Genomic DNA, 26,911 nt, shown 5'->3' on the forward strand with positions numbered 1-26,911 from the left:
CGGGGTGTCATCCCGGCGCGAGCACCCCGGTCACCACATGGGCGTCCCACTCCTCCGACACCGTCAACCGGGTGGTGAGACCGGCGCGTTCGAAGGCGGCCACGGCGGCCGGCGCCTGGTGTTCGCTGGTCTCGGAGAGCAGGCAGCCGCCGGGCGCGAGCCATCCGGCCGCCCCGGCGGCCACCCGACGCAGCACGTCGAGACCGTCCGCGCCGCCGTCCAGCGCCACGGCGGGCTCGTGGTCGCGCGCCTCGGCGGGGAGCAGGGGGACCTGGGAGGTCGGCACATAGGGCACGTTGGCCGTGAGGATGCCGACGTGGCCGCGCAGGGCGTCGGGGAGGGCGTCGTAGAGGTCGCCCGCGTGGGCCCGGCCGCCGTACGGGGCGAGGTTCCGCCGGGCGCAGCGCACGGCGGCCGGGTCGATGTCGGCGGCGTGGACCTCGACGGCGCCGAGCGCGGCCGCCAGCGCGGCGCCGAGCGCCCCGGAGCCGCAGCACAGGTCGACCACGAGCGTGGCGCCCGGGGCCTGAGCGAGAGCCGTGTCGACGAGGAACTCGGTACGGCGGCGGGGTACGAACACCCCTGGTTCCACGGCGATGCGCAGGCCGCGGAACCGGGCCCAGCCGAGGACGTGTTCGAGCGGGAGACCGGCGGTGCGGCGGTCCACCATCGCGGCCGCCTCCTCGGGCGAACCGGCGGTGGCGAGGATCAGCTCCGCCTCGTCCTCGGCGAAGACGCATCCGGCGGAGCGCAGCGCGGAGACCATGGCGGAAGGGGAGAGCACGGGCAGGGAGGCCATAGAAGCCGAGAGCCTTTCGGAGACCTGGAGCCGAAGGGCGCTCTCGCGGTCACCGCTTTCCGTACCCGTGCGGGTACCGGCGTCCGGTCCGGTACGTACGCGGGCCGCGGTGGATCCGAGCCGTCACATGACACGGTCAGCCGATGTCGTGTGAAGCTGTCGCGAGGAGAGAGCCCTCAGCCGACACAGCGGTAATGGGTCTCACCTCCCTCGGCAGCCTGCGGCCGCGAGTGGTACGCGGCCGGACGGCCACCATACCCCAGTGCGATGGATCCGCCCCCGACCGCACCGAGTTCGAAATGCGGTGGCATCGCGTGACCCCGTTCCCGTACGCTCGCCGCGATGAACACTCACTCCACTCCGGAAATGGGGGTACCGTCCGCGCAAGGTGAGTGCTGATGCTCACCGAGACCGCGAACGGGTATTCCCGTCCGTCCTTCTGGCGGCGCGTACGCGAGTTCGCCGTGCCGCCCTCCATGATCGAGACCGCGACCGCCCGGCGTGATGCCGGGGACTGGGCGGGGGCGTGTGCCGCCGCCGGTGTCGACGTCGATCTCGACCTGCGTTCCGTCGCCCGCGCCCACGGCCGCGAACTCGCGTCCCGGGTCCGCGCCGACCTCCGCCGTCTCGCTCCCGACCTGCTGCGCTGGCACATGCCCAGGATCGCGCCCGACGGGCTGCTGCGGCCGGGGCTGACACTCGCTCTGGCCCGGTACGACGACCCGGACCGGCCTTCGGGCGCCCTGCCGCACCTAGTGGTCCGCACACCGCCGGCCTGGGCGGACGCCGGTCAGCGGATCGCCCTCTCCCTGTGGGACGGGGCCGGGCCGGCGCCGGGTACCGCCAGGCATCCGCACCCCTGTCCGAGCCGACGGTTCCGGTTCGATCTGCACCGGCACCTGTGGGACGCGGGCAGGGCGGGTGAACTGCGGGTACGAACGGGCGCCGACGGATCCGGCCTCGCACTCGCAGCCGAGTCGGCCGGGGCCGCACTGGGCGGGGCCGAGCCAGCTGGGGCCGAACTAGGCGGGGCTGAACTAGAACCGCCCGAACTGGGCGCGGGCGAAGGTGCGATGGCTGTCCCGCCGTGGTCCGGCTGTGCCGTGCAGCGGTGGCCGGCCGAGGCGGCGCTCCTGCTGGCCGCGGAGGGAAAGCCCACCGGCGCCTTCGTCGTACGGCTCGGCGGCCGGCGCCGGCTGGTGCTGGAGGCGACCGCGCCGGCCGGTGACGGCGTGCCGGGCGCGCTCCGGGTCGCGTCGGGCCACGCGGAGGGCGGCGTGTCCGCGCTGCCAGTCCTGCCCGACGCGGCGACCTGGGAGCTGCCCGACCTGGAACTGCTGCGGTCCGGGCTGCTCGACCCCGGCAAGCTGCACCCGCTCGTCGCCGCCGCCCTCGTGCCGGACCACCGGTCCCCCGGCCCGCCTGCGCGCCAGGGGCCGGCCGGTGAGCCGCGCCTGGTGGAGTGCCGGGGAGTCCTGCACCGCGTGGGTCAGGTGGACGGCGTCCTGGCCGCGCTGGACCACACCCCGGAGGAGCTGCGCCGGGAGGAACTGCTGGTCGCGCTCGGCGGACCGCCGTTGCCCTGCCTGCGGTTCATCGACGAGGCGCACCGGCGTCCCGAATGCCTCGCCGGCGTCCGCGAACGCCTGGACCACGGCGACATCCCGGGGGCACTGGCCGCCGTGGAAGGCCTGTTGGGCGCCGGCGCACTGCTGCGGGACGGCTCTCTGCGGGACTCGCTGGAGCGGGCGGCGCAGCGCCGGATCACGTACGGGCTCTACCGGGCCGGTCTCGTGGGCCCCGGGCGCGCCCCGCTCGATCCGGAGCGTCGCACCACCACCCGCCGCCTTCGCGGCCACCCGCGCCAGGCACTGTCCGGCCACTGAACACCTGTTTCTCCCGGTCGACTTCGCTCGAACCCGCACGGTTCCGGCTCAACTCGCTCTCCGCGTGCCGCGCTTGCACCTCGCTCCGCCGCGCCTTCGCGCTCTTCCCTCTCCCTTCTCACACCACAGGTGACCTCATATGACTGCCTACGCGCCCTTCGTCACGCCCGAAGTCCCGACTGCCGCCTCACAGATCGACGTCGCCGGGGACCTGCTTGACCTGCTGCGGCACACCGACACCGAGCTCCGCCCGGACCCCCAGCTGGAGGCGCTGGCACTGGCGGTGGCCGCCGACCTTCCCGTGCTCCTCTGGGGCGAGCCGGGCATCGGCAAGACGGCGGCGCTGACCCAGCTCGCGTCCGCGTTCGACCTGCCCCTGACCACGGTGATCGCCAGCGTCCACGAGCCGTCCGACTTCTCGGGGCTGCCTGTCGTGGGAGACGATCCGGCGGAGCAGGGGGTCCCGCTGGCCCCGCCGGACTGGGCGGTGCGCCTGGTCCGGGCCGGGCGCGGGCTGCTGTTCCTGGACGAGCTGTCCACCGCGCCGCCGGCCGTGCAGGCGGCGCTGCTGAGGCTGGTGCTGGAGCGGCGCATCGGTTCGCTCCGGCTGCCGTCCGGCGTACGGATCGTGGCCGCCGCCAACCCGCGGTCCTCGGCGGCCGACGGCTGGGAGCTCAGCCCGCCCCTCGCCAACAGGTTCGTGCATCTCCAGTGGACGCACGACCACGAAGTCGTCGTGCGCGGCCTGGGCGGCACCTGGCCGCGTGCGGTGCTGCCCCGGCTCGATCCGGAGCGGCTCGCGGAGTCGGTGGCGTTCGCACGGCGCGCGGTGTGCGGGTTCCTCACCGCGCGGCCGGCGCTGGTGCACCGGCTGCCGGGCGCCGAGACCCGCCGGGGCGGTGCATGGCCGTCGCCGCGCAGCTGGGAGATGACCCTGCGGCTGATCGCCTTCGCGACGGCCGCCGGGACGGGCCGCGAGGTGCTGTCGCTGCTGGCACGGGGAACCGTCGGGGACGGGCCCGGGCTCGAACTGATGGCGAGCATGGACCGGATGGACCTGCCGGACCCCGAGTCGCTGCTGGCCGCCCCGGCGAAGGCCGTGCTGCCCGAGCGCGGGGACCTGCGGCAGGCGGCGCTGGACGGTGTGGTGGACGCGGTCCATGCCCGGCCGACGCGGGACCGCTGGGACGCGGCGTGGGCCGTGCTGGTGCGCGCGCTGGAGACGGGCGCTCCTGACGTGGTCGTCGTCCCCGCGAACACGCTGGCCTCGTTGCGCCGCGAGGACTGGCCGGTGCCGGCGGCGATCGAGCGGCTCGCCGGTGTGGTGTCCCTGTCCCGGCGCGCCGACGAGGCGGGCCGCCGGGCCGCGCTCGTCGCGAAGGCGGGCCGATGACCGCGGACACGCGTCCCGGGGGCCTGGACCGGGAGAAGCTGTTCGCGGCCCGGCTGCACGCGGTCCGGGTACGCCCCTATCTCGCCACCGCGCTCTTCGCGCTGTGTCCCGTGGAGTCGCGCCGGGTGCCGACGATGGCCGTCGACCGGTACTGGCGCTGCTATGTGTCACCGGCGTTCGTGGCCCGGACGCCGGTCGAGGAACTGGCCGGGGTGTGGGCGCACGAGGTGGCGCATCTGCTGCGTGACCATCACGGCCGCGGCGACCGGATCGCCCGGGAGCGCGGGCTGACCGGCGTCGGGGACCGGCTGCGGATGAACATCGCCGCCGACCTGGAGATCAACGACGACGTGTACGGCGACGGTCTCACCCGGCCCCGGGGAGCCCTCCGCCCCGGGGATCTGGGCCTGCCGGACGACCAGTTGATGGAGGACTACCTGCGGGAGATCCAGCTCGGGTCACGGGTGGGCGACCTGGCCTGGCTGGAGTGCGGAAGCGGTGCCGACGGGCTGGAGCGGGCATGGGACCTGGGCCCCGAGGGCGCCCACGGACTCGACGCGCAGGAACGGGACCTGGTGCGCCTCCGCGTGGCCCGCGGCATCGCCGGGCGGCCGGGATACGCGCCGGGTGGCTGGGAGAGGTGGGCCGAGGAGGTGTGTCATCCTCCGCAGCCGTGGCGGGAGTTGCTGGGTGCGGCCGTCCGCTCGGCGGCCTCCGGTGCGGGTGCGGGCGACGACTACAGCTACGGCCGCCCGGCCCGGCGTGCGACCGCGCTGCCGAAGACCGTGCTGCCGAGCCTGCGGCGGCGGCCGCCCCGGGTCTGCGTGGTCGTCGACACCTCCGGGTCGGTCAGCGACGCCGAACTGGGCAGCGCGCTGCTCGAGGTCGCGTCGATCTCGCGCGCCGTGGGCGGGCGTCGCGACCTGGTCACCGTGGTGTCGTGCGACGCGGCGGCGCAGACGGTGCACACGCTGTGCCGGTCGGCGGGGATCCCCCTGGTGGGCGGCGGGGGAACGGATCTGCGGGCCGGTTTCGACCGCGCGCTGCGGGCCCGGCCCCGGCCGGACGTCGTCGTGGTCCTGACCGACGGCCAGACCCCGTGGCCCGCGTCGCGGCCACCGTGCCGGACGGTGGTGGGCCTGTTCTCGCGCCCCGTCTCCTCCTACAACGAGAACGATCCCGACTACCGGCCGGACGAACCACCGGCGTGGGCGCGGGTGGTGACCATCGGGGCGACGTAGTGGCGGGGCGGAAGGGGCACGCCGCGGGCGGAAGGGGCGCGGTGGGGCGGGAGGCACATGGTGGGGGCGGGAGGCCGGGGCGCTGTCCGCCTCCGACTCTCCCGCCGGGAAATGATGTCGCCCTAGGGGGCGTCTCTCCGATCTTCGTGGGTCCGCGAAGATCGAAGAGACACCCCCTAGCCGTGGACACCGGGACCCGGCAACAGCGCTTCCCCGCGCCCGGGTTCAGACCCCGACCGTCTCCTCGACCTCTTCCTCCGCCTCGGTCTCCTCGGCGGTACGCGGTGCGGCCTGCGGCTCTTCCGGCCGCTCACCGGCCTGCGCGGCACCGGTGGTGTGCCCGGTCACGGCGTTCTCCGGGCGCTCCTTCCTGGACGACCGCTCCCAGGCGCCGGCCACCGCGGTGACGGCGAGGCCGACGACCAGCCAGAGGCTCAGCGTCCACAGGTTGCGGGCCAGGCCGTCGTTCCCGAAGTACAGCAGGCTGCGCGCGCCCTCGACGAACCCGGCGCCGTTCCAGAAGGCGTGCAGGGTGCCGAAGAAGCCGTTCTGCAGCTCGGGCCGGAACAGACCGCCGGAGCTGGTGAAGTTGAGCATCACGAACAGCACCATCATGGTCAGCGTGGTCCACCGCTTGAGGAAGGTGTGGAGACCGACGCCGATGAAGACGATGCCGGCGGAGTAGAGCCACGCCATGCCCCAGACGCCCGCGAGCGCGTGGTGGGCGAGGTGGAACACCGGCCCGGCGAGCAGCGCGCCGATACCGGCGACCACGGCCGAGACGCCGAGGGCGAGCAGCGCCCGTACCCGCATCGGGAGCGCGGCGCCGGCGGCACCGAGCGCGGCGACCGAGGCGTACGAGCCGATGCTGACCGCGATCAGCAGGAAGAACAGTCCCTGTCCGGTGGGGTCGTCGGCGACCGGCTCGGCCACGTCGGTGATCTTCAGCGGCAGTCCCTGTCCGGCGGCGACCGGGGTGAAGACCTTCTCGACGGCCGTCGCGCCCATGTCGGAGGCGGCGGTCGCGACCAGCAGCTCGGGCGCCTTGCGGCTGGGCACATAGGCGCCGGTGACGTCCCGGGACTTCAGCAGGGAGACGGCGTCGGCGCGGGTGGTGACCGTGCGGACGTCCAGTTTGTCGCCGGCGGTGTCCTTCACGGTCTGGGCGAAGACCTTCGCCTCGGGACCGGCGCCGACGACGGCGACGGGCAGGTGGTGCGGCTCCGGGGTCACGAAAGCCCCCATGTACGCGAGCCCCATGCCTATGCACATCAGCAACGGGGTGATCAGGTGCGTGAGCACATGGCGCAATGCCGGTGACCTCATCGGGCACGCCTCCAAGGGTTGGCTTTTACAACTATCGGATTGAAGGTTGGCCTATGCAACCTTCGTTTAAGTTGTACTATACAACCAGGACCGCGGTGCAGGAATTCCCGTGGCGGTGATCCCAGTGGAGGTGCCCCCATGACGGCGGCGCAGACGGCGGCGCAGTCGGCCGTCGAGACGATCCAGCGCGAGATGACGGCCTTCGCGCGCCGGGCGCGCGCGGTGGCGGCTCGCATGCACCCCGAGCTGTCGCTGGTCTCGTACACCCTGCTCGGGCACCTGGAGCAGAGCGGCGGCTGCCGGGCGACCGACCTCGCCGCGCACTACGCCCTGGACAAGTCCACGGTGAGCCGGCAGGTCACGGCGCTGGAGCGGGCGGGACTGATCGAACGGCGCCTCGACCGCGAGGACCACCGGGTCCAGGTGCTTCAGCTCACCGACGCGGGCAAGGGGATCCTGGCCCAGGTCACCCGCAGCCGCCGGGCCATGCTCCAGGAGCGGCTCGCGGACTGGTCCGAGGAGGACCTGACCCGTTTCGCCGCCTATCTGGAGCGCTACAACGCCGCGCACACGGAGACCGAGTAGGTCCGGCCGCCGGGCGGTGAGGCGGTGGGGGCGCGCCCACGGAGACACGCCCCCCTGTGCATCTCCTACGGCTGCGGGGCCGTGTGCCTGTCGGCCGTGAGGTGCTCGGGGACGCGGGCCGCGAGGAACGTCGTACGGCGGCGCAGCCGGAAGCCGAGGGACTCGTAGAGGCGGATGGCGCCCGCGTTGTCGGCGCCCGTGTGCAGGAACGGGGTGTCGCCGCGCTCGCGGATGCCGTGCGCCACCGCGAGGATCAGCCGGGAGGCCAGTCCCTCGCCGCGGAAGGCCGGGTCGGTGCAGACCGCGCTGATCTCGGTCCAGCCCGGTGGACGCAGCCGCTCCCCCGCCATGGCGATCAGGGCGCCGTCGCGGCGGATGCCGACGTAGGTGCCGAGTTCCACCGTGCGCGGCAGGAAGGGGCCCGGCTGGGTGCGGGCGACGAGGTCGAGCATCTCGGGGACGTCGGCGGGGCCGAGGACCACCGCTTCCGGGTCGGGTACGGCGGCCAGGCCGTCGTCCACCATCTGCACGCCCTCGAGGTCGAAGGTGATCTCCCAGCCCTCCGGCACGGGGACCGGACAGTCGACGAAGAGGACCTCCGCACCGGGACCGGCCAGCGCGGCGATGTCGGCCCAGTCTCGGGCCTCGGGGCGGTCGGGCATGGCCAGCCAGGGGGTGACGTCGGCCGGGTAGCGCAGCACGCGGCCGCGCCGCTCCGCGAAGTGCGCGTGCGGGCCGGTCAGCGCGGCGCGGGCCAGATCGTCGAGCACGTGTTCCGACCGGCCCGGCCCGCCCGCCCCGCCGGGCAGCCACGGCCCGATCGGGTCACGGGTGTCGCCGATGCCGGTCGTTCCGCCGGTGCTGATCGTTCCGCTCATGCTGGCCGTTCCTGTCCTTCGCGCCGTTCCGGTGCCATCCGTGACAGCGTTTCCCGTGGTCCCGGTGTTCCCGGTGGTGCCCGGCGCCCTCTGTGGTCCCGGTCGGTCGGGACACGTCACTCGTGCGGGGGCTGCCCGACCACGATCCTGCCCTGCGACGGTGCCCTCGCGGGCCCGTGGCCGCGAGGAGTTCGCACGACTGCAATGATCGGGGCGCTGACCTGGGACGGAGCACGACCGCCGACAGCGTACGGTTGAAGGATGAACGTCACCCGAGGGTTCACGGGTCGCCGGAGCACGCACCGTCCTGGACTGCCTCCAGGGCAGTACGACGCCGGCGACGACTGGCCCGTGCTGTCCGCCGAGGTCACGCCCGACCTCACGCCCGCCGACTGGTCCTTCCGCGTCGACGGACTGGTAGAACGGCCGCGCGCATGGAGCTGGGACGAGGCGCGGGCGATGCCCGCCTCGGCGTACCGGGGTGACATCCACTGTGTGACCGGCTGGTCGAAGTTCGGCGTCCGGTTCGGCGGGGTCTCGCTGGACGCGTTCCTCGATGTGGTGCGCCCCCAGGGGTCCGCCACACATGCGCTCGCGTATTCGCACACCGGATACACCACGAACCTGCCGCTAGACGACCTCACCGGCGGTAAGGCCTGGATCGCCTGGGAGTACGACGGCAAGCCCCTGCCCGCGGAGCACGGTGGCCCGGCGCGGCTGCTGGTACCGCATCTGTACTTCTGGAAGAGCGCGAAGTGGATCGCGGGCATCACGCTCCTCGACCACGAGGAACAGGGCTTCTGGGAGGGCAACGGCTATCACGAGCGGGGCAACCCGTGGGAGGAGCAGAGGTACTCCGGTGACTGAGACGGTCTCTCCTCTCGCCCCTGCCGGGTCGGCCGTTCCCGTGACGCGTTTCGCCGTGCCCGGGCGCATCGCCGTGAACGAGCAGGTGGCGGCGGTGTGGCAGACGGCGACGCTCGTCGGGATCCGGCGCGAGACGCCGCACGCGGCCACGTTCCGGTTCGCGGTCCCGGACTGGGCGGGACATCTGCCCGGCCAGCACCTGATGCTGCGGCTGACCGCCGAGGACGGCTACGCGGCCCAGCGTCACTACTCGATCGCGTCCGCGCCGGACGGTTCCGGGCACATCGAGCTGACTCTCGACCACGTGCCGGACGGCGAGGTCTCGGGGTGGTTCCACACGACGGCGCGCCCCGGGGACACCGTGGAGGTGCGGGGCCCGCTGAGCGGCTTCTTCGCGTGGCCGGGCGACCGGCCCGCGCTGCTGCTCGGGGCCGGCTCCGGCGTCGTACCGCTGATGTCGATGGTGCGCCACCACCGTGCGCGGGGCCTGTCCGTGCCGCTGCGGATGCTGGTGTCGGCGCGCAGCCCCGAGGAACTGATCTACGCGCGGGAGCTGGGCGCGGAGACGACGGCGGTCTTCACGCGCAGCGCCCCGGAGGGCACGCGGGTGGGCCGTATGACGGCCGCACATGTGGCGCCGCTCCTGGAAGAACAGCCTCCTGGTGGATGGGAGGCCTATGTGTGCGGCTCCAACGGGTTCGCCGAGCACGCCTCCCGACTGCTGGTCGAGGCAGGGCAGCCGGTGCACCGGATCCGCATCGAGCGCTTCGGGTAGCACCGGGCAGAGCCCGGAAGCCGTCGGCGGCCACCGGTGTCGCCGTCGGCCCCGGTGCCCCGGTTCGGCAGCGGCCGCCGCCGATGTCACGCCGCCGGCCGTGTCACGCCGGCGGCCGGGCGACTTTCGCGGCCACGGCGTCGAGAATCCAGTCCAGACCGGTCGCGAAGGCTGTCCCGGCGTCCATGTCCGTGCCGTCGTGCACGGCCTTGGCCAGCGCCGGGAAACGGCCTGTGGCCAGCATGTTCATCACATGCGGACCGGAGGCGCGCTGCCAGTCGAGCTCGGACAGGCCGGAGGCACGCTCGGCCCGCAGGTTCGCGATCTCACGTCTGATCGCGCCGATGACGTAGGCGCTGACGGTCTCCACGGCGCGCATCACGGTGTCGATGTCGGCGAGACCGTCGAGGGCGGCCAGCTTGGCCTCGGTCACGGCGAGGCCGTTCGGGCCCAGGGACGGGCGGCCGCCGAGCAGGTCGGCCAGCCACTCGTGGCGCAATGCGGCCTCCCTGGTCCGATGGGAGAGGACGCGCAGGGCCTCCCGCCAGTCAACTGGCCGCTCCTCGGGGAGGATCTCGCCGTTCACCTCGTCCACCATGAGGTCGAACAGCTCCTCCTTGGTGGAGAGGTATCCGTACAGCCGCATCGGGCCCGCGTTCAGCCGGGCGGCGACCTTGCGCACCGACACCGCGGCCAGGCCGCCCTCGTCGGCCAGCGCGATCGCGGCGGCGACGATCCGCTCCCGGTCCAGCGGCACAGGGCGATCCGGAGGCTCCGGCCGGTCCCACACAGTCATGGTCACACCGTTCTGTTGCTTCGCGTCGCGTTGCGGAAATACAGTGTATCGACATGAGACATCGTATCGCTGTTGTCGGAGGCGGCCCAGGCGGCCTTGCCTTCGCCCGTGTCATGCACCGCCACGGCCACCCCGTCACCGTCCTCGAACGCGATCCCGGTCCCGACGCCCGCCCTCCGGGCGGCACGCTGGACCTGCACGAGGGGCTCGGCCAGCTCGCGCTGGAGAAGGCGGGGCTGCTGGCGGACTTCCGGGCACTGTCCCGCCCCGAGGGGCAGGCCATGCGCATCCTGGACACGGACGGCACGGTCCTGCGCGACTGGCACCCCGGTCCGGACGAGCAGGCCAATCCCGAGATCGACCGCGGGCAGCTCCGCGACCTGCTGCTCGGCCCCCTGGACGTCGAGTGGGGCCGGGGCGTGGAGCGGGTGGTGCCGGGCACCCCGGACGGCGTCCGGATCGATTTCGCGGACGGGCGGCAGGAGACGTTCGACCTCGTGGTCGGCGCGGACGGCGCCTGGTCCCGGACCCGGCCGGCGGTCTCGCCGGTGACACCGCACTACACGGGGATCACCACGGTCGAGACCTCCCTGGACGAGGTCGACACCCGTCACCCCGGCCTCGCCCGGTTGATCGGGGACGGCTCCGTGGCCGTGTACGGCGTGAACCGGAAGCTCGTCGCGCAGCGCAACAGCGGGGGCCATGTCAAGGTGTACGCCCAGTTCCGCGCGCCACTGGACTGGCACGCGTCGCTGGACCCGGCCGACACCGGTGCCGTGCGGTCGGCCCTGCTGGCCCTGTACGACGGCTGGGCCGCTCCGGTCCTCGAACTCCTCCACCACGGAGCCTCGTTCGACCACCGCCCTCTCCACGTGCTGCCCGTGGACCACACCTGGGCCCACGTCCCCGGGGTGACGCTGCTGGGCGACGCCGCCCACCTGATGCCTCCCCTGGGCGCGGGCGCGAACCTCGCGCTGCTGGAAGGCGCCGAGCTCGCGGAGTCCCTCGCCACCGGCACCGCGGATCCGGACGACACCGTCCGCGCCTTCGAGGAGCGGATGTGGGAACGCGCCGGCAAGTGGGCGAGGATCACGACGGCCGGTCTGGAACGCCTCGTGAGCCCGGACCCCGCCGCGGCCGTCGCCCTCTTCGACCAGGTCCAGCCCTCCTGACCACCGGGCACCGAGGTGCCGGCGCCGGCGCCGGCGCCAGCACCAGCACCAGCACCAGCACCAGCACCAGCACCAGCACCAGCACCAGCACCAGCACCACAACTCGCCGCGGTCGCCGGGGAAACGGCACGTGTCCCGAGCCGCATCCGGTCCGAAGTGGTGGGTCGCCGGACGGGCGAGCGGCTCCGTACGGGGTACGAAACGGGTGTGCGCGCTCAGGCGCCCGCGCGCGGGGCGGCGGACACCGCCGCCCCGGCTCGTCCGGCCCTCCGGCTCCGCCGGCGGGGAGGAGGTGGACATGCGTTCCCGTACACAGGCGCGCGGCTGGCGCTGGCGGCCCAATCCGCTGCGGCGCCGCTCGGACGTCGTGGAGGCCTGGACCTTCGTGGTGGTGGCCGTCCTGCTGTTCGTGGTCGCACCCCTGACCGGTGTGGCGGCGGGTCTGCGCGCCCATGGCACGGCGGAGGGCCACGCCAGGACCCAGCGCGCCGAACGGCACGCCGTACGGGCCGTGGTGCTCGGCCGCACCGACGAACAGCTGCCCCTCGTCCGGGACGACCGCCGCCACCCGTACCGCGCCGAGGTCCGCTGGTCGGAACCGGGCACGGGAAGCCGTACGGCGGCGGCCCGGGTGCCGGCGGGGACCCGGGCGGACGATGTCGTGACCGTCTGGTTCGACGGCCGGGGCCGCAACGTGTCCCCTCCGCCGGACGCGGTGGCCGTGTGGCAGCACGCCGTGTCGATCGGGCTGTGCGCGGCCGGCGGCGCGGCGGGGACGGTGCTCGCCGCCCACGCCGTGCAGCGCCGTGTCGCGCTGCGCCACCGGCTGGACGAGTGGGAACGGGAGTGGGCCCTCACGGGACCGAGATGGAGCCGGCCTCTGACGTGATCGTCCCGCGCCGCCGCGGCGGCCCCCGTACGGTGAGTCGGGTCGGTCTTCCCTCACCCAGGCGGTTGCTGATGGCCCGGTTCGACCTGCCCCTCGACGAACTCCGCGCGTACCGCGGCGAGTCCGGTCCGCCCGGCGATTTCGACGTCTTCTGGGCGAAGACGCTCCAGGAGGCCCGGGAGCACGAACTGGATGTCCGTTTCGAGCCGGTGGACACCGGCCTGACGACGGTCCGTGTGTTCGACGTGACCTTCCGGGGGTTCGGCGGTCATCCGGTGAAGGGCTGGCTGCGGCTGCCCGCCGGAGCCGCCGAACCGCTGCCGCTGGTGGTGGAGTTCGTCGGCTACGGCGGTGGCCGGGGGCTGGCGCACGAGCAGTTGCTGTGGGCCTCGACGGGCCGGGCGCACTTCGTGATGGACACCCGCGGGCAGGGCAGCGCGTGGGGCGGCGGGGGCGGGACGGCGGACCCGGTCGGCGCCGCACCCGCCTTTCCGGGGTTCATGACCCGGGGCATCGACTCACCGGAGGACTACTACTACCGGCGTGTGTTCACGGACGCCGTCCGCGCGGTGGAGGCGGCGCGCTCGCATCCGCTCACCGACGCCTCGCGGACCGTGGTGACCGGCGCGAGCCAGGGCGGCGGCATCGCGATCGCCGTCGGCGGCCTGCTCCCCGATCTCGTCGCGGTCGCCCCGGACGTCCCGTTCCTGTGCGACTTCCCGCGCGCGGTCTCGCTGACGGACAGTCATCCATACCGGGAGATAGCCCTGTTCCTCAAGACGCACCGCGGACGCGGAGCGGACGTCCTGCGCACGCTCTCCTATTTCGACGCCGTGCACTTCGCCTCGCGCGGCCGGGCGCCCGCCCTCTTCTCGACGGCGCTGGAGGATCAGACCTGCCCGCCGTCGACGGTCTTCGCGGCGTTCAACGCGTGGGGGCACGAGGACAAGGCGATCGAGGTGTACGAGTTCAACCAGCACGAGGGCGGCGGCCCGTTCCAGGAGGAGCGCAAGGTGCGCTGGCTGCGGTCGTACGCCTGAGCACTTCCCTCCGAGTCCGACCGGTCGGTACGTTCAGGCATCCCCGGGCGGCGCCCGGGTGCCGGCTACCACGGAGGTCAGATGTCCGCGCACGAGGTACAGGTCCACGGCCACTGCGATCCGCGTTTCGGCGCGGTGCGCGAGGCGTTCGAGGAGAACTTCCGGCGACGCGCCGAACTGGGCGCGGCCGTGGCGGTGACCGTGGACGGCGCGACGGTGGTGGATCTGTGGGGCGGCTGGGCGGACCCGGCCCGCAGCCGCCCGTGGGAACGGGACACTCTGGTCAACGTCTGGTCGACCACCAAGGGGCCGGTGGCCCTGTGCGCGCACATCCTCGCCGACCGGGGTCTGCTCGACCTGGACCGTCCGGTGGCCGCGTACTGGCCGGAGTTCGCGGCGGCGGGCAAGGAGAAGGTGCTCGTACGGCATCTGCTCTCCCACCGTGCGGGACTGTCCGGGCTGCGGGAACCGCACTCGCTGGAGGATCTCTACGACTGGGAGCTGACGACGGCGCGGCTCGCCGCGACGGAGCCGTGGTGGGAGCCCGGCACCCGGTCCGGGTATCACGCGCTCACCTACGGCTTCCTGGTCGGCGAGGTCGTACGGCGGGTCTCGGGACTGCGGCCCGGGGCGTTCCTGGAACGCGAGGTGACCGGTCCGCTCGGTGCCGACTTCACCATCGGCCTGCCGGAGTCGGAGTACGGACGGGCGGCCGAACTGATCCAGACACGTCCCGCGGATGACGGCGAACAGGCGGCGCGCTTCGCCGAGTTGACGCCGACGGTGATCGCCACGCTGACGAACCCGCTGGTGGGGGCCGCCCAGGCGAACACACCCGCGTGGCGGGCGGCGGAGCTCCCGGCGGCCAACGGCCACGGTACGGCGCGCGCGGTCGCCGCGCTGTACGGCGTCCTCGCCGGCCGCGGGTCGTACGGCGGGCGGCGGATCCTGTCGGCGGGCGCGGTCGAGGTGGCGCGAGAGGGGCAGGGCGCCTGCCGCGATCTCGTGCTCGGCGCGGGCTTCCAGCAGGACACGGAGTTCGGCCTCGGCCTGTGGCTGAGCGGCCCCGGCGGCTCGTACGGCCCCAACCCCCGGGCCTTCGGCCATGACGGGCTCGGCGGCTCCTGCGGACTGGCCGACCCCGAGGCGGGGGTCTCCCTGGGCTACGTGATGAACCGCCTCGGCACCCGCATCGCGGACGACCCCCGTAAGACGGCCCTGGTGGATGCCTTGTACAGCGCCCTGTGAGGCCTTGAGGTTCTTACGGCTCGGCTGCGCATGGGGCCCGGCGGGAGCGACCGTTCAGTCCCTTCGGGCCACCACCAGTCCGGCGCGCCGGGTGCCGTCCGGGCGCCTGCCGAGGTCGGGCAGGTCACGCAGTTCGACCGTGAAGCCGGCGCCCCGCAGGTCCCTCGTCATGTCCGAGAGGCGGAAAGCCCGGTAGTACATGACGAAGGGCGGCCGCCACACCGCGTTGCGCACGCGCATGACCGCGTCGAAGCCGAGCAGGGTCCAGAACGCGGGGCTCGACGGGCGGGGCGGCGCGCCGACCGGGAAGGCGAAGTGGCCGCCCGGCCGCAACGCCGAGTGGACCTGGGCGAACAGGCCGGGCAGTTCGCGGGGCAGGAAGTGCCCGAACGCCCCGAAGCTGACCACCAGGTCGAAGGCGGCCGTGAACGGCAGGGCGCGGGCGTCCGCGCGCACCCAGGAGACCTCCGGGGCGTTCCCACCGGGCATGTGCCCCGGGTCCGGGTTGGCGGCCCGGCGCCGGGCGATGTCCAGCATGCCCGCGCTGAAGTCGACACCGGTGACACTGCGGCGGCACAGGTCGGCCAGCCCCCGGGTGCCGGCACCGGTGCCGCAGCACAGGTCGAGGCCGTCCTCGAAGGGCCCTAGCGGGGCGAGCGCCTTCGCCGTCGACTCCAGGACGGTGTCCGGCGTCCGGAAGGGGGTGTGGTCGAACTTCGGGGCGAGGAGGTCATAGCCGTGCTCGACGGACGACAGCGCCTGCACGGCGAGTTCACGCAGCGTGGGACCTTCGGGGCTGAACATCCCGTCAGCTTAGGGGGCGTCTCTTCGATCTTCGTGGATCAGGCCGCGGCGTCCGGTGCGGTGCCTCGGCGTGCGGCCGGACCGCCCTCGTACTGGGCGTACGTGGGCGGTTCGGCCGTGCGGCGAGGTGCCGTGCCGGGCGTCGCGGACCCACGAAGATCGGGGAGACGCCCCCTAGGGGGTGTTCCCCGGACCGGGAACGCGCCGCCCGGACCGGGTGAGTACTCTCTTGCGCACTTGATCTCTTTCTTCCATCGACTGACCATGAGGTGATCGGATGCGCGCGTTCCGCGAGGCCGTCGAGGCCGGCGACCTGGATGCCGTGGAGGCACTGCTGGCCGACGACGTCGTCTTCACCAGCCCGGCGGTGTTCAAGCCGTACCCGGGCAAGCCGATCACGGCGGCGATCCTGCGCGCGGTCTTCCGGGTGTTCGAGGACTTCCGGTACGTGCGCGAGATCGGCGACGCCGACGGCGCCGACCACGCGCTCGTGTTCGCGGCCCGGGTGGGCGACCGTGAACTGACGGGCTGCGACTTCCTGCACGTCGGCGAGGACGGCCTGATCGACGAGTTCACGGTCATGATCCGCCCGCTCTCCGGCCTCCAGGCGCTCGCCGAGGCGATGGGCGCCCAGTTCGAGCAGATCGCGAAGGATGCGGAGGCGCGCTCCGTCTGAGGGACGGCGGCCGGCCCCCGCGTCCCTCGACGCGTGGCGGCCGGCTCCCCCGGATCTCGCTGCTCCCCCTGCTCCCTCTGAGGCGAGCGGCCGCCTCCCCCGGATCTCAGGGTGCCAGTCGCACGGGGAGGTCCCGGACGCTGTTGCCGACGAAGCTGGCGTCGCGCGACAAGTCGTCCTCGGCAGCGGCGAGTTCGAGGCCGGGGAACCGGTCGAACAGTCGCTCCAGCGCGACGGTCGCCTCCAGGCGGGCCAGCGGTGCGCCCAGGCAGTAGTGGGCGCCGTGCCCGAGCGAGAGATGGCGCACGGCCCCGGCACGGGCGGGGCGGGTGACGTCGAACCGGTCGGCGTCCTCGCCGTGCGCGGCGGGGTCACGTCCGGCGGCGGAGTAGCCGGCGAGGACCGGGGTGCCCGCCGGGATGAGGGTGCCGTCGATCGTGAGGTCGCGCACCGGATAGCGGAACGGGAAGTAGCTGACCGGCGCGTCCCAGCGCAGCGTCTCGTCCACGACGTCGGTCCAGCCCGCGCGGCCCGCGCGCACGAGACCGAGCTGGTCGGGGTGGCCGCACAGGGCGCGCACGGCGTTGGTGATCAGGTTGAGCGTGGTCTCGTGCCCCGCGATGATCATCAGCATCAGGGTGCCGATCAGCTCCTCCTGGCCGAGCCGGTCGCCACCCTCGTCGCGGGCGGCGATGAGGGCGCTGGTGAGATCGTCACCGGGGTGCGCGGCCTTGGCCGCCGCGACCTCGGCGAGGACGGCGACGAGTTCACGGTTGGCGGCGACGGCGTCGCCCGGCTCGATGTCGGTGGCGACCACCTGATTGCCGAGGCGGTGCAGACGGTCCCGGAACCCGGGCTCCACACCGAGGAGTTCGCTGATGACCCCCATCGGCAGCGGGAGCGCGAAGTGCCGCCGCAGGTCGGCGACGCCGCCGGCCGCCGTGGCCGCCGCCGCCAGACCGTCCAGCAGTTCCTCGGTCAACGCGATGATCCGAGGCCGTAGTTGTTCGACGCGCCGGGGTGTGAAGGCGCGGCTGACCAGGGAACGCAGCCGCCGGTGGTCCTCCCCGTCGGCGGTGGTCATGCCCCGTACGGTCGCGAAGGTCAGCAGCGGCCAGCCGGGTCCGACCCGCCCTTCGCGCAGTGCGGTGAAGTGCTCGGCGCTCTTGGCGACTTCGGGGTGCTGCAGGAACTCCCTCAGTGCCTCGTGCCCCAGTACGGCCATGCCCTCGATGCCGCCCGGCAGTTCGACGGGAGCCACCGCGCCGAGGGCGAGCAGGCGTGCGTTGTCGGCGTGCGGGCAGCCTCCGGCGGGGTCGAGGCGGTGCGGGTTTCCGGCGGGCGGGGTCTCCACGGTTCGGCTCTCCTGACGGTCGTACGGGCGCGTGACGCATGAGCCCGGAAGGGGCGTGCGGGCGCAGGCGGGCCGTCGTACCGTCCCCTGCGTGCCGCTGGCGGTCCGCCGCCGATCGTAGGCGGCGCGCGGCCGCGTACGGAGCGGGGTCGGACCGCGGAGTCGCCCGCACCGGGTGGCCCGCACCCTGTGCCCGCACACAGGCGCGGTGACGCCGAGGGCGGCCACCGTCCGCCGCGGGTGCGCGCGAGGCGGGGAAGGCCTCGCGCACCGGATCCTGTTGACATCAGGCAGCGGATCGGTATAGTGCGATCAGCGCATGTGCGTGCCCTCTCCGTGGGTGCCGATGCCGCTTTCCTCTCTCTCAGCCCTCGTGCCGACGGTCTCCGACCGGGCCGGGCTCCTTCTCGGCACCACCTCGTGACCGGCGTCTTCGCCGTCGTACCCGAGGGGCCGTTCCCGCCGCCCGGAGGCAGATCCGCCTCCCTCCCGCGGCCTTCCCCTCCTCCCTTCTCCTTCCGTCTCCGGACTTCCCGCCTCACGTCCCGAAAGGACACATCGGCCATGACCACCGCCATCGAATCCTCCACCGAGGTGCGGCAGGCCGCCGCCGCCCGTCCCGTCGCCGGGCTCCTCGACATCGACGCGCACGGAAAGGGCCGCCTGCGCTCCGCGAGCTGCCTCCCCTCCCCCACCGATCCGCAGGTCCCCGCGGCGCTGATCCGCCGTCACGGCCTGCGCAAGGGCGACGCCGTGGAAGGCCTGTGCGGGGCGCAGCGCGCGCTGACAGAGATCACCCTGGTCGACGGCCGCGATCCCGGGGAACTGCGGGGCCGCCGGCGCTTCGCGGAGCTGACCCCGGTGCATCCGCACGAGCGGATCCGCATGGAACACCCTGCCTCGGGCCTGGCCGGCCGGGTCACCGATCTGCTGGCGCCGGTCGGCAAGGGACAGCGCGGACTCATCGTGGCCCCGCCCAGAAGCGGCAAGACCGTGCTGATCCAGCAGTTGGCCGCCGCGGTCGCCGGCAACCGTCCCGAGTGCCGGCTGATGGTCCTGCTGCTGGACGAACGTCCCGAGGAGGTCACCGAGATGCGCCGCTCGGTGCGGGGCGAGGTGTTCGCCTCCACCTTCGACCGGCCGGCCAAGGACCACATCGCCCTGGCGGACCTCGTCCTGGAACGCGCCAAGCGGCTGGTCGAGGCCGGAGAGGACGTGGTCGTCCTGCTGGACTCGCTGACCCGGCTGTGCCGGGCCCACAACAACGCCTCGGCGGCGGGCGGACGCACCCTCAGCGGGGGCGTCGACGCGGGCGCGCTCATCGGACCCAAGCGGTTCTTCGGCGCCGCCCGGCAGGCGGAGGAGGGCGGTTCGCTCACCATTCTCGCCAGCGTCCTGGTGGACACCGGGTCCCGCGCCGACGGCTACTTCTTCGAGGAGCTGAAGAGCACGGGCAACATGGAACTGCGGCTGGACCGGGAGCTGGCCGGCCGCCGCGTCTTCCCGCCCGTCGACATCGAACCCACCGGTACCCGCCGCGAGGAACTCCTGCTCACCCCGGCGGAGTTGACGGTCGTACGGGGGCTGCGCCGGGTCCTGCGGTCCCGTGAGGGCGGACCGGCCGCCTTGGAGACGCTGCTGGAGCGCCTGCGGGACACCCCCGACAACGCCACGTTCCTGCGGCGCGTCCAGCCGACCCTGCCGTCCTCGCCGGCCGGCTGAGGAAGCCGGCCGATCCGGACGGGCGGGCAGGACCGGGGCAAAGACGCAGGACCGGGGCGGAAGCGCCGGGTTGAGCGAGCGCGTCGGGCCGGGCGAGCGCATCGGACCGGGCGACCGCGTCGGGCCGGCACGGAACGGCCGGGCGGCTCCCGGCCGTCACCCGGAAGCGTGGCATCCGGGTTGCTCCGCTGGGCCGACCGGCCCCGGCAGCGCGCCACACCACCACGACCTTCCTAGCGTGATCATATGAACATCGGAATCTCTCGTCGGATGGCCGTGACAACGTGCTCCCTCTGCGTGGCGGGCGCGCTGGCCTTCGGGCCGACCGCCTCCGCCGCCGGCCACCGTGCGGGGGAGCCCGCCCCTCCCGCGCCGCGGGCGGCGGTCCCTCAGCCGTCGCTGCTGTTCCACTCCGGTACGCAGGTGCGGATGCGGCCCGGCGCCCCCGCGGTGCCCGAGGTCTCCGCGCTGTCCTGGCTGGTCGCCGACGCGAGCAGCGGCGAGGTGCTGGCGGCGGGCGACGCGCACCGCAGGCTGCCGCCCGCGAGCACGCTGAAGACCCTGTTCGCCGTCACCGTGCTGCCGACGCTGCCCGCCGGTCTCCAGCACACCGTGCGCTACGAGGACCTGGCGGGCATCGGCGAGGGCAGCAGCCTCGTCGGCGTCGAGGAGGGTCACACCTATCAGGTGGCCGACCTGTGGCGCGGGGTGTTCCTCAGCTCGGGCAACGACGCCGTGCACGTGCTCGCCGCCCTCAACGGCGGCTGGCAGACCACGGCCACCCGGATGCAGGCCAAGGCACGCACCCTGGGCGCCCTGGACACCCATGTCGTCTCCCCCGACGGCTACGACACACCGGGGCAGGTGTCCTCGGCGTTCGACCTCGCGGTGTTCGGCCGGGAGGGGCTGCGCAACCCCGACTTCGCCCGGTACTGCTCCACCGCGACGGCCCAGTTCCCCGGGGACGGGTGGCCGTACGCCATCGAGAACACCAACCGCCTGCTGACCGGCGAGGACGGCGTGGGCCGGTATCCGGGGCTGATCGGCATCAAGAACGGCTACACGAGCAACGCGGGCAACACCCTGGTCGCGGCGGCCCGTCGCGACGGCAGGACCCTGATCGTGACGGTGATGAACCCTCAGTCGGGCGGTGGGCTGACGGTGTACGACGAGGCCCGCGAGCTGCTCGACTGGGGGTTCGACGCGGCGGGCCGGGTGGACGCGGTGGGCTCGCTGGACGCGATGCGCCCCAAGCCCCGCGTCGAACCGACCGCCGCTCCGGTCGCGGCGGCCACCTCGCCGGCGCCCGACGACGACTCGGACTGGGCCGGAACCGCCACCGTGGCGGGGCTCGCCGCACTCGGCGCGGGAGGCGTGGCGCTCGCGTTGCGCGCCAAGGGCGGCCGGGCCTGGCGCGGCTGACCGACGGGCAGGCCGAACAACGGGCAGCGGGCAGCGGGCAGCGGGCAGCGGGCAGCGGGCAGCGGCGGAGAACGACGGGGAACGCCATGGCCGACACCGGCTCAGCGTGTCAGCGCCCGGTGTCGGGAGGCGACACGCCGTTCTCCGGTGGACGGCCCGGACATGACCGGCGTGTGAGCCACGGCGGGTACTCCGAGGAACACAGCGCTCACGGCGCGCGAGGCGGGCCCCGGCGGGTACGGCGGGTACGGCAGGCTCGGCGAGCCTGGCGAGTACGGCGGGTACGGCAGGTACAGCAGGCCCGGCGGGCCCCGGCGAGTGCCCGCGCGCAAGGCCGACGTCCGCGGGCACCCCGGGCGGGCGCACCGGCGGTCAGAACACCGAGAGGCCGGTCAGGGTGGTGAACAGGTCGAGGGCGGCGACACCGGCCACCGAGTTGCCGCGCTCGTCGAGGCCCGGGCTCCACACGCACAGCGCGCAGCGGCCGGGGACGACGGCGATGATCCCGCCGCCGACCCCGCTCTTGCCCGGCAGCCCGACCCGGTGGGCGAAGTCGCCGGCCGCGTCGTAGGTGCCGCAGGTCAGCATCACGGCGTTGACCTGCTTGGCCTGGCTGCGGGTGAGCAGACGGGTGCCGTCGGCGCGGATGCCGTGGCGGGCGAGGAAGGTGGTGGCGAGGGCGAGATCGGCGCAGGAGGCGGTGATCGAGCACTGCCGGAAGTACTGGTCGAGCAGGTCGGGCACCGGGTTGTCGATGTTGCCGTAGGAGGCCATGAAGTGGGCGAGGGCGGCGTTGCGGTCGCCGTGCTGGGTCTCGGAGGCGGCGACCTCCGGATCGAAGCCCAGGTCCGGGTTGCCGCTCTCGGCGCGCAGGAAGGTCAGCAGTTCCCCGGCCGCGTCTCCGGTACGGGTCTGCAGGCGGTCGGTGACGACGAGCGCGCCCGCGTTGATGAAGGGGTTGCGCGGGATGCCGTGCTCGTACTCCAGCTGCACCAGGGAGTTGAAGGGGTTGCCGGAGGGCTCGCGGCCCACGTGCTCCCAGAGTTCGTCACCCTCGCGGGACAGGTCGAGGGCGAGCGTGAAGACCTTGGTGACGGACTGCGTGGAGAACGGCTGCCGCCAGTCCCCCACGCCGTACACCGTGCCGTCGAGCTCGGCGACGGCCATGCCGAAGCTGCGGGGGTCGCGGGCGGCGAGCGCCGGTATGTAGTCGGCGGGGCGGCCGCGGCCCGGTGTGCGCGCGATCTCCTCGGCGATGCGCTCCAAGACCGGCAGGAAGGTGAGGGATGACGTCGACGTCATGATCACCATTGTCCCTCCCCGCCGGTCCCGGTGCGCGACCGGGGCGGTGTCGGACCAGGTCAGACGGCCGGCGACCCGCTGCCGGCGAGGACCTCGGGGCGCAGCAGGGCGGCCAGCCGCTCGGCGGGCAGCAGGCCCTTCTCCAGGACCAGCTCCGCGACGCCGCGGCCGGTGGCGAGGGCCTCCTTGGCGATGTCGGTGGCGGCCGTGTACCCGATGTGCGGGTTGAGGGCGGTGACCAGGCCGATGGAGTTCTCCACGGTGGCGCGCAGCGCCTCGGTGTTCGCGGTGATGCCGTCGACGCAGCGCTCGGCGAGCGTGAGGCAGGCCCTGCGCAGGTGGGTGATGCTCTCCGAGAGGGAGTGCAGGATGATCGGCTCGAAGGCGTTGAGCTGGAGCTGTCCGGCCTCGGCGGCCATGGTGATGGCGACGTCGTTGCCGATGACCTCGAAGGCGACCTGGTTGACGACCTCGGGGATCACCGGGTTGACCTTGCCGGGCATGATCGACGAACCGGCCTGCACCGGCGGCAGGTTGATCTCGCCGAGGCCGGCGCGCGGTCCGGAGGAGAGCAGGCGCAGGTCGTTGCAGCTCTTGGAGAGCTTGACCGCGACCCGCTTGAGCACGCCGGACATCTGCACGAAGGCGCCGCAGTCCTGGGTGGCCTCGACCAGGTTGGCGGCGGTGACCAGGGGCAGTCCGGTGATGTCGGCCAGGTGGCGGCGGGCGGCCTCGGCGTAGCCCTCGGGGGCGTTGAGGCCGGTGCCGATGGCGGTGGCGCCGAGGTTGATCTCGTGGATCAGCTCGACGGCCTCGGCGAGCCGGCTGCGGTCCTCGTCCAGCATGACGGCGTACGCCGAGAACTCCTGGCCGAGGGTCATCGGCACCGCGTCCTGGAGCTGGGTGCGGCCCATCTTCAGCACGTCGCGGAACTCGAAGGCCTTGCGGGCGAAGGAGTCCTGGAGGACGGCCATCGCCTTGAGCAGCCCGCGCACCGCGAACACCGTCGCGATCTTCACGGCGGTCGGGTAGACGTCGTTGGTGGACTGGCCGAGGTTGACGTCCTCGTTGGGGTGCAGGTGCGCGTACTCGCCCTTGGCGTGGCCGAGCAGCTCCAGCGCACGGTTGGCCACGACCTCGTTGGCGTTCATGTTGGTGGAGGTGCCGGCGCCGCCCTGGATGACGTCGACGACGAACTGGTCGTGCAGCTTGCCGGCGCGGATCTCGCGGCAGGCCCCGACGATCGCGGCGGCCTTCTCGGGGGCCAGCAGGCCGAGTTCCTCGTTGGCGAGGGCGGCGGCCTCCTTGACGGCGGCGAGGGCGTCGATCAGGTGGGGGTAGGCGGAGATCGGGGTGCCGGTGATGGGGAAGTTCTCCGTGGCGCGCAGGGTGTGGATGCCCCAGTACGCGTCGGCGGGGACGTCGCGGTCGCCGAGCAGGTCGTGCTCGCTCCGGATGGCGGCGTTCATGAGGTGGGGGTGCTCTTTCGCTGACGTTCGGTGGAACGGGGAGGTGGCGGCGGGTGCGGCCGCGCTCGGGGCGCCGGGACGGCGCCGCGAGGTGACGGGGCGGCCCGGCGTGGGCGGCCCGTGGGCGGGGCGGGTCAGGCGGCGGGTGCGGCGACCGGGTCCAGCGCGCGTACCGGTCGTACGGACCCGACCGGGCGTCCGCCGCCGAGCAGCGGTGCGCCCTCGAACGCGGTGAGCAGGGCGGGGTTCACGCCGGCGCGGGCGAGGGCGGCCGCGGCGACCGGGACGCGGGCCCGGTCGTTGCCGTCGGCGATCTTGACGGCGACGGCGCGGCCGTCGGGCAGCGCGGCGACCTCGACGCCCTCGAAGCCGTCCTTGGCGAGCAGGCCGGGTACGGCCCGCATGAGCGCGGCGACGTCGCGCCGCTTGCCGGAGGCCAGTTCGGCGTGCTCGCGCATCGCGTCGGCGACCCGCGCCTCGGGGGTGCCCGGGGCGGCCGTGGTGATGCGGGCGAGAGCGCGGGCGAGACCGTGCAGGGATATGGAGAACAGCGGCGCGCCGCAGCCGTCCACGGTCACCCCGGCGACCCGCTGTCCGGTGAGGTCCTCGACGGTCTCGGCGACGGCCCGCTGGAGCGGGTGCGCCGGGTCCAGGTAGTCCTCCAGGGACCAGCCGTTGACCTTGGCGGTCCACAGCATGGCGGCGTGCTTGCCCGAGCAGTTCTGGGCGAGGCGGTCCGGGGTGCGGCCGTCGCGGACCCAGATGTCGCGCTCGACGGGGTCGTACGGCATGTCGGGGACGTTGCGCAGGTCGTCCTCGGTGAGCCCGGCGAGGCCGAGCAGGCGCCGGGCGCCGTCGAGGTGCCGCTCCTCGCCGGAGTGGCTGGCGGCGGCCAGCGAGAGGAGTTCGCCGCCGTCGAGCGGGAGTCCGGCCCGCAGCATGGCCACGGCCTGGACGGGCTTGAGGGCCGAGCGCGGGTAGAAGGCGGCCTCGATGTCGCCGAGCTGGAAGCCGACCCGGCCGTCCGCGTCGAGGACGACGACGGAGCCGTGGTGGACGCCCTCGACGACCCCGCCGCGCACGACGTGGGCGACGGGGGCGTGCAGGGGCTCGCGCACGACGGGCGCGGCGGCGGGCGGACGGCCCTGCGCCGGGGCGGCGGCGGAGGGGCTGACGACAAGGGCGCCTTCGGGAGAACTGCTGTACATCTCTGCCTGTATCACTGGGAGGAGGGGCCGGCCGGCGGGTGGATCGCGCGTCGCCCGGGATGGGACGGGGGGCGTTGTCCGCCCTGGGAGTGCGGTTCGTTCAGGTGGCGGGGGCGCCCTGCGCGGGGAGGCCGGCGGGGGCGCCCTGTACCGGAAGGCCGGCGTGGGTGACCGGGCCGGTCTGCTCGGAGAGAGCGCCGTGGGTGGCGCGCACGATGGCGGTGAGGGAGGTCTCGACGCGGTCGAGGTGGTGGCTCATCGCCTCGACCGCGTCGTGCTCGGAGCCGTCGAGCAGCGCTTCGACGATCGCGCGGTGCTCGCGGTTGGACTGCTCGCGGCGGCCGCCGAGCTCGGTGAGGAAGGCGGACTGGCGGGCCAGCGCGTCGCGGATCTCCTCGATGACCCGGCGGAACACCGGGTTCTGGGCGGCCTCGGCGACGGCGAGGTGGAAGAGCGTGTCCATCGCGACCCACGCGGTGGTGTCCGTCTCCCGTTCCATGCGTTCCAGCAGGTGGGTCAGGTGGTCCAGGTTCTCCGGGGTGCGGCGCAGGGCCGCGTACCCGGCGACCGGGATCTCTATGTGGCGGCGCACCTCCAGCAGGTCGCTGGCGGCGTAGTCGCCGAAGGTGGGGTCCTCCACAGAGCCGGCGACGACGAAGGTGCCCTTGCCGGTGCGGGAGACGGTCAGGCCCATCGTCTGCAGCGCGCGGAGCGCCTCGCGGAGCACGGGCCGGGACACCTCGAGGGTGCGGCACAGCTCGGCCTCGGAGGGGAGCTTGTCGCCGATGGCGTACTCACCGCGCTCGATGGCGCCGCGGAGGTGGCCGAGGACCGCTTCCATGGCGCTGACGCGCCGCGGGACCCGACCACCTGTCTGGCTGTCTGACAGGTTCACGGGAGCGATCCTGCGGCGCGCGGACCGGCACTGTCAAGGCGTCACGGGCGGACGTGCGGGGAGACACACCGCCGGGACGTGCGGGGACCCGTCCGGTGGCATCCCCGTGGGCACTCCGGGAGGCGGGCGGGACACCTCCGGCGGGCGGGTGGGACGCCCCGGGCGGAGGGGCGGGAACGCCGGCGAAGGGCGGCACCCGGGAACACCGGCGGGAGTGCGGCGCCCGGAAACTGCGCCGGAGGTGCGGTACCCGGAAACGGCGGCGGGGTGCGGCGCCCGGTGAAGGGCGGCCGCACCCCGCGCGCGGGTCCGGGCGTCGCTCAACTGGAGAGCGTTCCGCTGGAGAGCAGGCCGATCAGCACGGCGCCGACGATGATGCGGTAGATCACGAAGGCGTTGAAGGAGTGCTTGGCGACGAACTTCAGCAGCCAGGCGATGGAGGCGTAGGCGACGATGAAGGAGACGATCGTGCCGACGGCCAGCGGGGCGGCGCCGACGCCCGCGCCGAGGGCGTCCTTCAGCTCGTAGATGCCGGCGCCGGTCAGGGCCGGGATGCCGAGGAAGAAGGAGAGCCGGGTGGCGGCGACCCGGTCGAGGTCCAGGACCAGCGCGGTGGACATGGTGGCGCCGGAGCGGGAGAAGCCGGGGAACAGCAGGGCGAGGATCTGGGAGCAGCCGACCAGCATCGCGTCCTTGAAGGAGGTGTCGTCCTCACCGCGCTTGTGGCGGCCCATCTGGTCCGCGCACCACATCACGGCGGAACCCGCGATCAGCGAGCCGGCGACGACCCAGAGCGAGGCCAGCGGACCGTCGATCAGCGGCTTGGCCGCCAGGCCCACCACGACGATCGGGACGGTCGCGGCGATCACCCACCACGCGAACTTGTAGTCGTGGTGGTAGCGCTCCTCGCGGTCGGTCAGGCCCCGGAACCACGCGGTGACGATCCGCTTGATGTCCTTGAAGAAGTACACGAGCACGGCGGCGATGGCGCCGACCTGGATGACGGCGGAGAAGCCGACGACGGACTTGTCGTCGACGGGGATGCTCATGAGCCCCTCGGCGATCTTGAGGTGGCCGGTGGAGGACACGGGGAGGAACTCGGTCACCCCCTCGACTACTCCGAGGACGACGGCCTGACCGACGGAAATGGCGCTCATGGAATCC

24 protein-coding genes are annotated in these 26,911 nt (G+C 73.6%); 13 read left to right on the forward strand and 11 right to left on the reverse strand.

Annotated elements, in window-relative coordinates; genetic code table 11:
- Nucleotides 1–7: 7 nt before the first annotated feature.
- Nucleotides 8–799: a putative protein N(5)-glutamine methyltransferase gene (locus tag ACIPRD_RS12255; protein WP_401562470.1), complete on the reverse strand. Its 792-nt coding sequence runs from the start codon at nucleotides 797–799 to the stop codon at nucleotides 8–10.
- Nucleotides 800–1,197: 398 nt separating this feature from the next.
- Between ACIPRD_RS12255 and ACIPRD_RS12260 the strand changes: the two genes are divergently transcribed.
- The 3 genes from ACIPRD_RS12260 (at nucleotide 1,198) to ACIPRD_RS12270 (ending at nucleotide 5,319) form a co-directional block, all read left to right on the forward strand.
- Nucleotides 1,198–2,685, forward strand: coding sequence for a hypothetical protein (locus ACIPRD_RS12260; RefSeq protein WP_401562471.1), 1,488 nt, complete (start codon nucleotides 1,198–1,200; stop codon nucleotides 2,683–2,685).
- Between the two features lie 139 nt (nucleotides 2,686–2,824).
- A complete protein-coding gene (locus ACIPRD_RS12265; protein WP_401562473.1) occupies nucleotides 2,825–4,078 on the forward strand; it encodes an AAA family ATPase in 1,254 nt (417 codons plus the stop codon).
- Nucleotides 4,075–5,319, forward strand: coding sequence for a VWA-like domain-containing protein (locus tag ACIPRD_RS12270; RefSeq protein ID WP_401562475.1), 1,245 nt, complete (start codon nucleotides 4,075–4,077; stop codon nucleotides 5,317–5,319). The genes ACIPRD_RS12265 and ACIPRD_RS12270 overlap by 4 nt, the downstream gene beginning before the upstream one ends.
- Before the next feature lie 225 nt (nucleotides 5,320–5,544).
- Here the strand turns inward: ACIPRD_RS12270 and ACIPRD_RS12275 are convergent, their stop codons facing one another.
- Nucleotides 5,545–6,645: a hypothetical protein gene (locus tag ACIPRD_RS12275; RefSeq protein ID WP_401562476.1), complete on the reverse strand. Its 1,101-nt coding sequence runs from the start codon at nucleotides 6,643–6,645 to the stop codon at nucleotides 5,545–5,547.
- Nucleotides 6,646–6,783: 138 nt separating this feature from the next.
- Here ACIPRD_RS12275 and ACIPRD_RS12280 point away from each other — a divergent pair, with 138 nt between their 5' ends.
- On the forward strand, nucleotides 6,784–7,230 hold the full coding sequence (locus ACIPRD_RS12280; protein ID WP_356407439.1) for a MarR family transcriptional regulator: 447 nt from the start codon (nucleotides 6,784–6,786) through the stop codon (nucleotides 7,228–7,230).
- A gap of 65 nt (nucleotides 7,231–7,295) precedes the next feature.
- Here ACIPRD_RS12280 and ACIPRD_RS12285 read toward each other — a convergent pair whose 3' ends face one another.
- On the reverse strand, nucleotides 7,296–8,108 hold the full coding sequence (locus ACIPRD_RS12285; RefSeq protein WP_401562478.1) for a GNAT family N-acetyltransferase: 813 nt from the start codon (nucleotides 8,106–8,108) through the stop codon (nucleotides 7,296–7,298).
- A 261-nt stretch (nucleotides 8,109–8,369) separates the two neighbouring features.
- On the opposite strand from ACIPRD_RS12285, the gene ACIPRD_RS12290 reads away from it, so the two are divergent.
- Both ACIPRD_RS12290 and ACIPRD_RS12295 read left to right on the forward strand, forming a co-directional pair.
- Nucleotides 8,370–8,975, forward strand: a complete 606-nt coding sequence (locus ACIPRD_RS12290; protein ID WP_401562480.1) for a sulfite oxidase-like oxidoreductase — start codon at nucleotides 8,370–8,372, stop codon at nucleotides 8,973–8,975.
- On the forward strand, nucleotides 8,968–9,750 hold the full coding sequence (locus tag ACIPRD_RS12295) for a ferredoxin reductase (RefSeq protein ID WP_356407449.1): 783 nt from the start codon (nucleotides 8,968–8,970) through the stop codon (nucleotides 9,748–9,750). Before ACIPRD_RS12290 ends, ACIPRD_RS12295 begins: the two co-directional genes overlap by 8 nt.
- Nucleotides 9,751–9,853: 103 nt before the next feature.
- On the opposite strand, the gene ACIPRD_RS12300 is transcribed toward ACIPRD_RS12295, so the two are convergent.
- Nucleotides 9,854–10,546 (reverse strand): TetR/AcrR family transcriptional regulator, encoded by a 693-nt coding sequence (locus ACIPRD_RS12300; protein ID WP_401562482.1) that lies wholly within the window; start codon nucleotides 10,544–10,546, stop codon nucleotides 9,854–9,856.
- Nucleotides 10,547–10,599: 53 nt separating this feature from the next.
- Here ACIPRD_RS12300 and ACIPRD_RS12305 point away from each other — a divergent pair, with 53 nt between their 5' ends.
- From ACIPRD_RS12305 to ACIPRD_RS12320, 4 genes are all read left to right on the forward strand, one after another.
- Nucleotides 10,600–11,718, forward strand: coding sequence for an NAD(P)/FAD-dependent oxidoreductase (locus tag ACIPRD_RS12305; protein ID WP_356407455.1), 1,119 nt, complete (start codon nucleotides 10,600–10,602; stop codon nucleotides 11,716–11,718).
- Nucleotides 11,719–12,016: 298 nt separating this feature from the next.
- Nucleotides 12,017–12,607 (forward strand): hypothetical protein, encoded by a 591-nt coding sequence (locus ACIPRD_RS12310; RefSeq protein WP_401562484.1) that lies wholly within the window; start codon nucleotides 12,017–12,019, stop codon nucleotides 12,605–12,607.
- A gap of 71 nt (nucleotides 12,608–12,678) precedes the next feature.
- Nucleotides 12,679–13,647, forward strand: a complete 969-nt coding sequence (locus ACIPRD_RS12315; RefSeq protein ID WP_401562486.1) for an acetylxylan esterase — start codon at nucleotides 12,679–12,681, stop codon at nucleotides 13,645–13,647.
- Nucleotides 13,648–13,728: 81 nt separating this feature from the next.
- A complete protein-coding gene (locus ACIPRD_RS12320) occupies nucleotides 13,729–14,895 on the forward strand; it encodes a serine hydrolase domain-containing protein (RefSeq protein WP_401562488.1) in 1,167 nt (388 codons plus the stop codon).
- Nucleotides 14,896–14,949: 54 nt separating this feature from the next.
- Here ACIPRD_RS12320 and ACIPRD_RS12325 read toward each other — a convergent pair whose 3' ends face one another.
- Nucleotides 14,950–15,699 (reverse strand): class I SAM-dependent methyltransferase, encoded by a 750-nt coding sequence (locus ACIPRD_RS12325; protein ID WP_356407466.1) that lies wholly within the window; start codon nucleotides 15,697–15,699, stop codon nucleotides 14,950–14,952.
- A 277-nt stretch (nucleotides 15,700–15,976) separates the two neighbouring features.
- On the opposite strand from ACIPRD_RS12325, the gene ACIPRD_RS12330 reads away from it, so the two are divergent.
- Nucleotides 15,977–16,375 carry a nuclear transport factor 2 family protein gene (locus ACIPRD_RS12330; RefSeq protein WP_356401821.1) on the forward strand — a complete coding sequence of 133 codons (399 nt, stop codon included), beginning with the start codon at nucleotides 15,977–15,979 and terminating at the stop codon, nucleotides 16,373–16,375.
- Between the two features lie 106 nt (nucleotides 16,376–16,481).
- Here ACIPRD_RS12330 and ACIPRD_RS12335 read toward each other — a convergent pair whose 3' ends face one another.
- Nucleotides 16,482–17,729: a cytochrome P450 gene (locus ACIPRD_RS12335; RefSeq protein ID WP_401562490.1), complete on the reverse strand. Its 1,248-nt coding sequence runs from the start codon at nucleotides 17,727–17,729 to the stop codon at nucleotides 16,482–16,484.
- 564 nt (nucleotides 17,730–18,293) lie between these two features.
- Here ACIPRD_RS12335 and rho point away from each other — a divergent pair.
- Together rho and ACIPRD_RS12345 are read left to right on the forward strand one after the other, a co-directional pair.
- Nucleotides 18,294–19,451, forward strand: coding sequence for a transcription termination factor Rho (gene rho, locus ACIPRD_RS12340; RefSeq protein WP_401562492.1), 1,158 nt, complete (start codon nucleotides 18,294–18,296; stop codon nucleotides 19,449–19,451).
- A 246-nt stretch (nucleotides 19,452–19,697) separates the two neighbouring features.
- Complete coding sequence (locus tag ACIPRD_RS12345; RefSeq protein WP_356401815.1) at nucleotides 19,698–20,873, forward strand: serine hydrolase; 1,176 nt, start codon at nucleotides 19,698–19,700, stop codon at nucleotides 20,871–20,873.
- Nucleotides 20,874–21,245: 372 nt separating this feature from the next.
- Here the strand turns inward: ACIPRD_RS12345 and ACIPRD_RS12350 are convergent, their stop codons facing one another.
- From ACIPRD_RS12350 to ACIPRD_RS12370, 5 genes are all read right to left on the reverse strand, one after another.
- A complete protein-coding gene (locus ACIPRD_RS12350) occupies nucleotides 21,246–22,184 on the reverse strand; it encodes a glutaminase (RefSeq protein WP_401562494.1) in 939 nt (312 codons plus the stop codon).
- Nucleotides 22,185–22,234: 50 nt separating this feature from the next.
- On the reverse strand, nucleotides 22,235–23,644 hold the full coding sequence (gene aspA / locus ACIPRD_RS12355) for an aspartate ammonia-lyase (protein ID WP_356401811.1): 1,410 nt from the start codon (nucleotides 23,642–23,644) through the stop codon (nucleotides 22,235–22,237).
- Between the two features lie 134 nt (nucleotides 23,645–23,778).
- Nucleotides 23,779–24,852 carry an asparaginase gene (locus tag ACIPRD_RS12360; RefSeq protein WP_401562496.1) on the reverse strand — a complete coding sequence of 358 codons (1,074 nt, stop codon included), beginning with the start codon at nucleotides 24,850–24,852 and terminating at the stop codon, nucleotides 23,779–23,781.
- A 100-nt stretch (nucleotides 24,853–24,952) separates the two neighbouring features.
- Nucleotides 24,953–25,747: a FadR/GntR family transcriptional regulator gene (locus tag ACIPRD_RS12365; RefSeq protein ID WP_401562498.1), complete on the reverse strand. Its 795-nt coding sequence runs from the start codon at nucleotides 25,745–25,747 to the stop codon at nucleotides 24,953–24,955.
- A 320-nt stretch (nucleotides 25,748–26,067) separates the two neighbouring features.
- Complete coding sequence (locus ACIPRD_RS12370; protein WP_356401807.1) at nucleotides 26,068–26,904, reverse strand: undecaprenyl-diphosphate phosphatase; 837 nt, start codon at nucleotides 26,902–26,904, stop codon at nucleotides 26,068–26,070.
- Between the last annotated feature and the right edge of the window lie 7 nt (nucleotides 26,905–26,911).

The organism is Streptomyces sp. NPDC090108 (assembly GCF_044747185.1).
GTDB lineage: Bacteria > Actinomycetota > Actinomycetes > Streptomycetales > Streptomycetaceae > Streptomyces.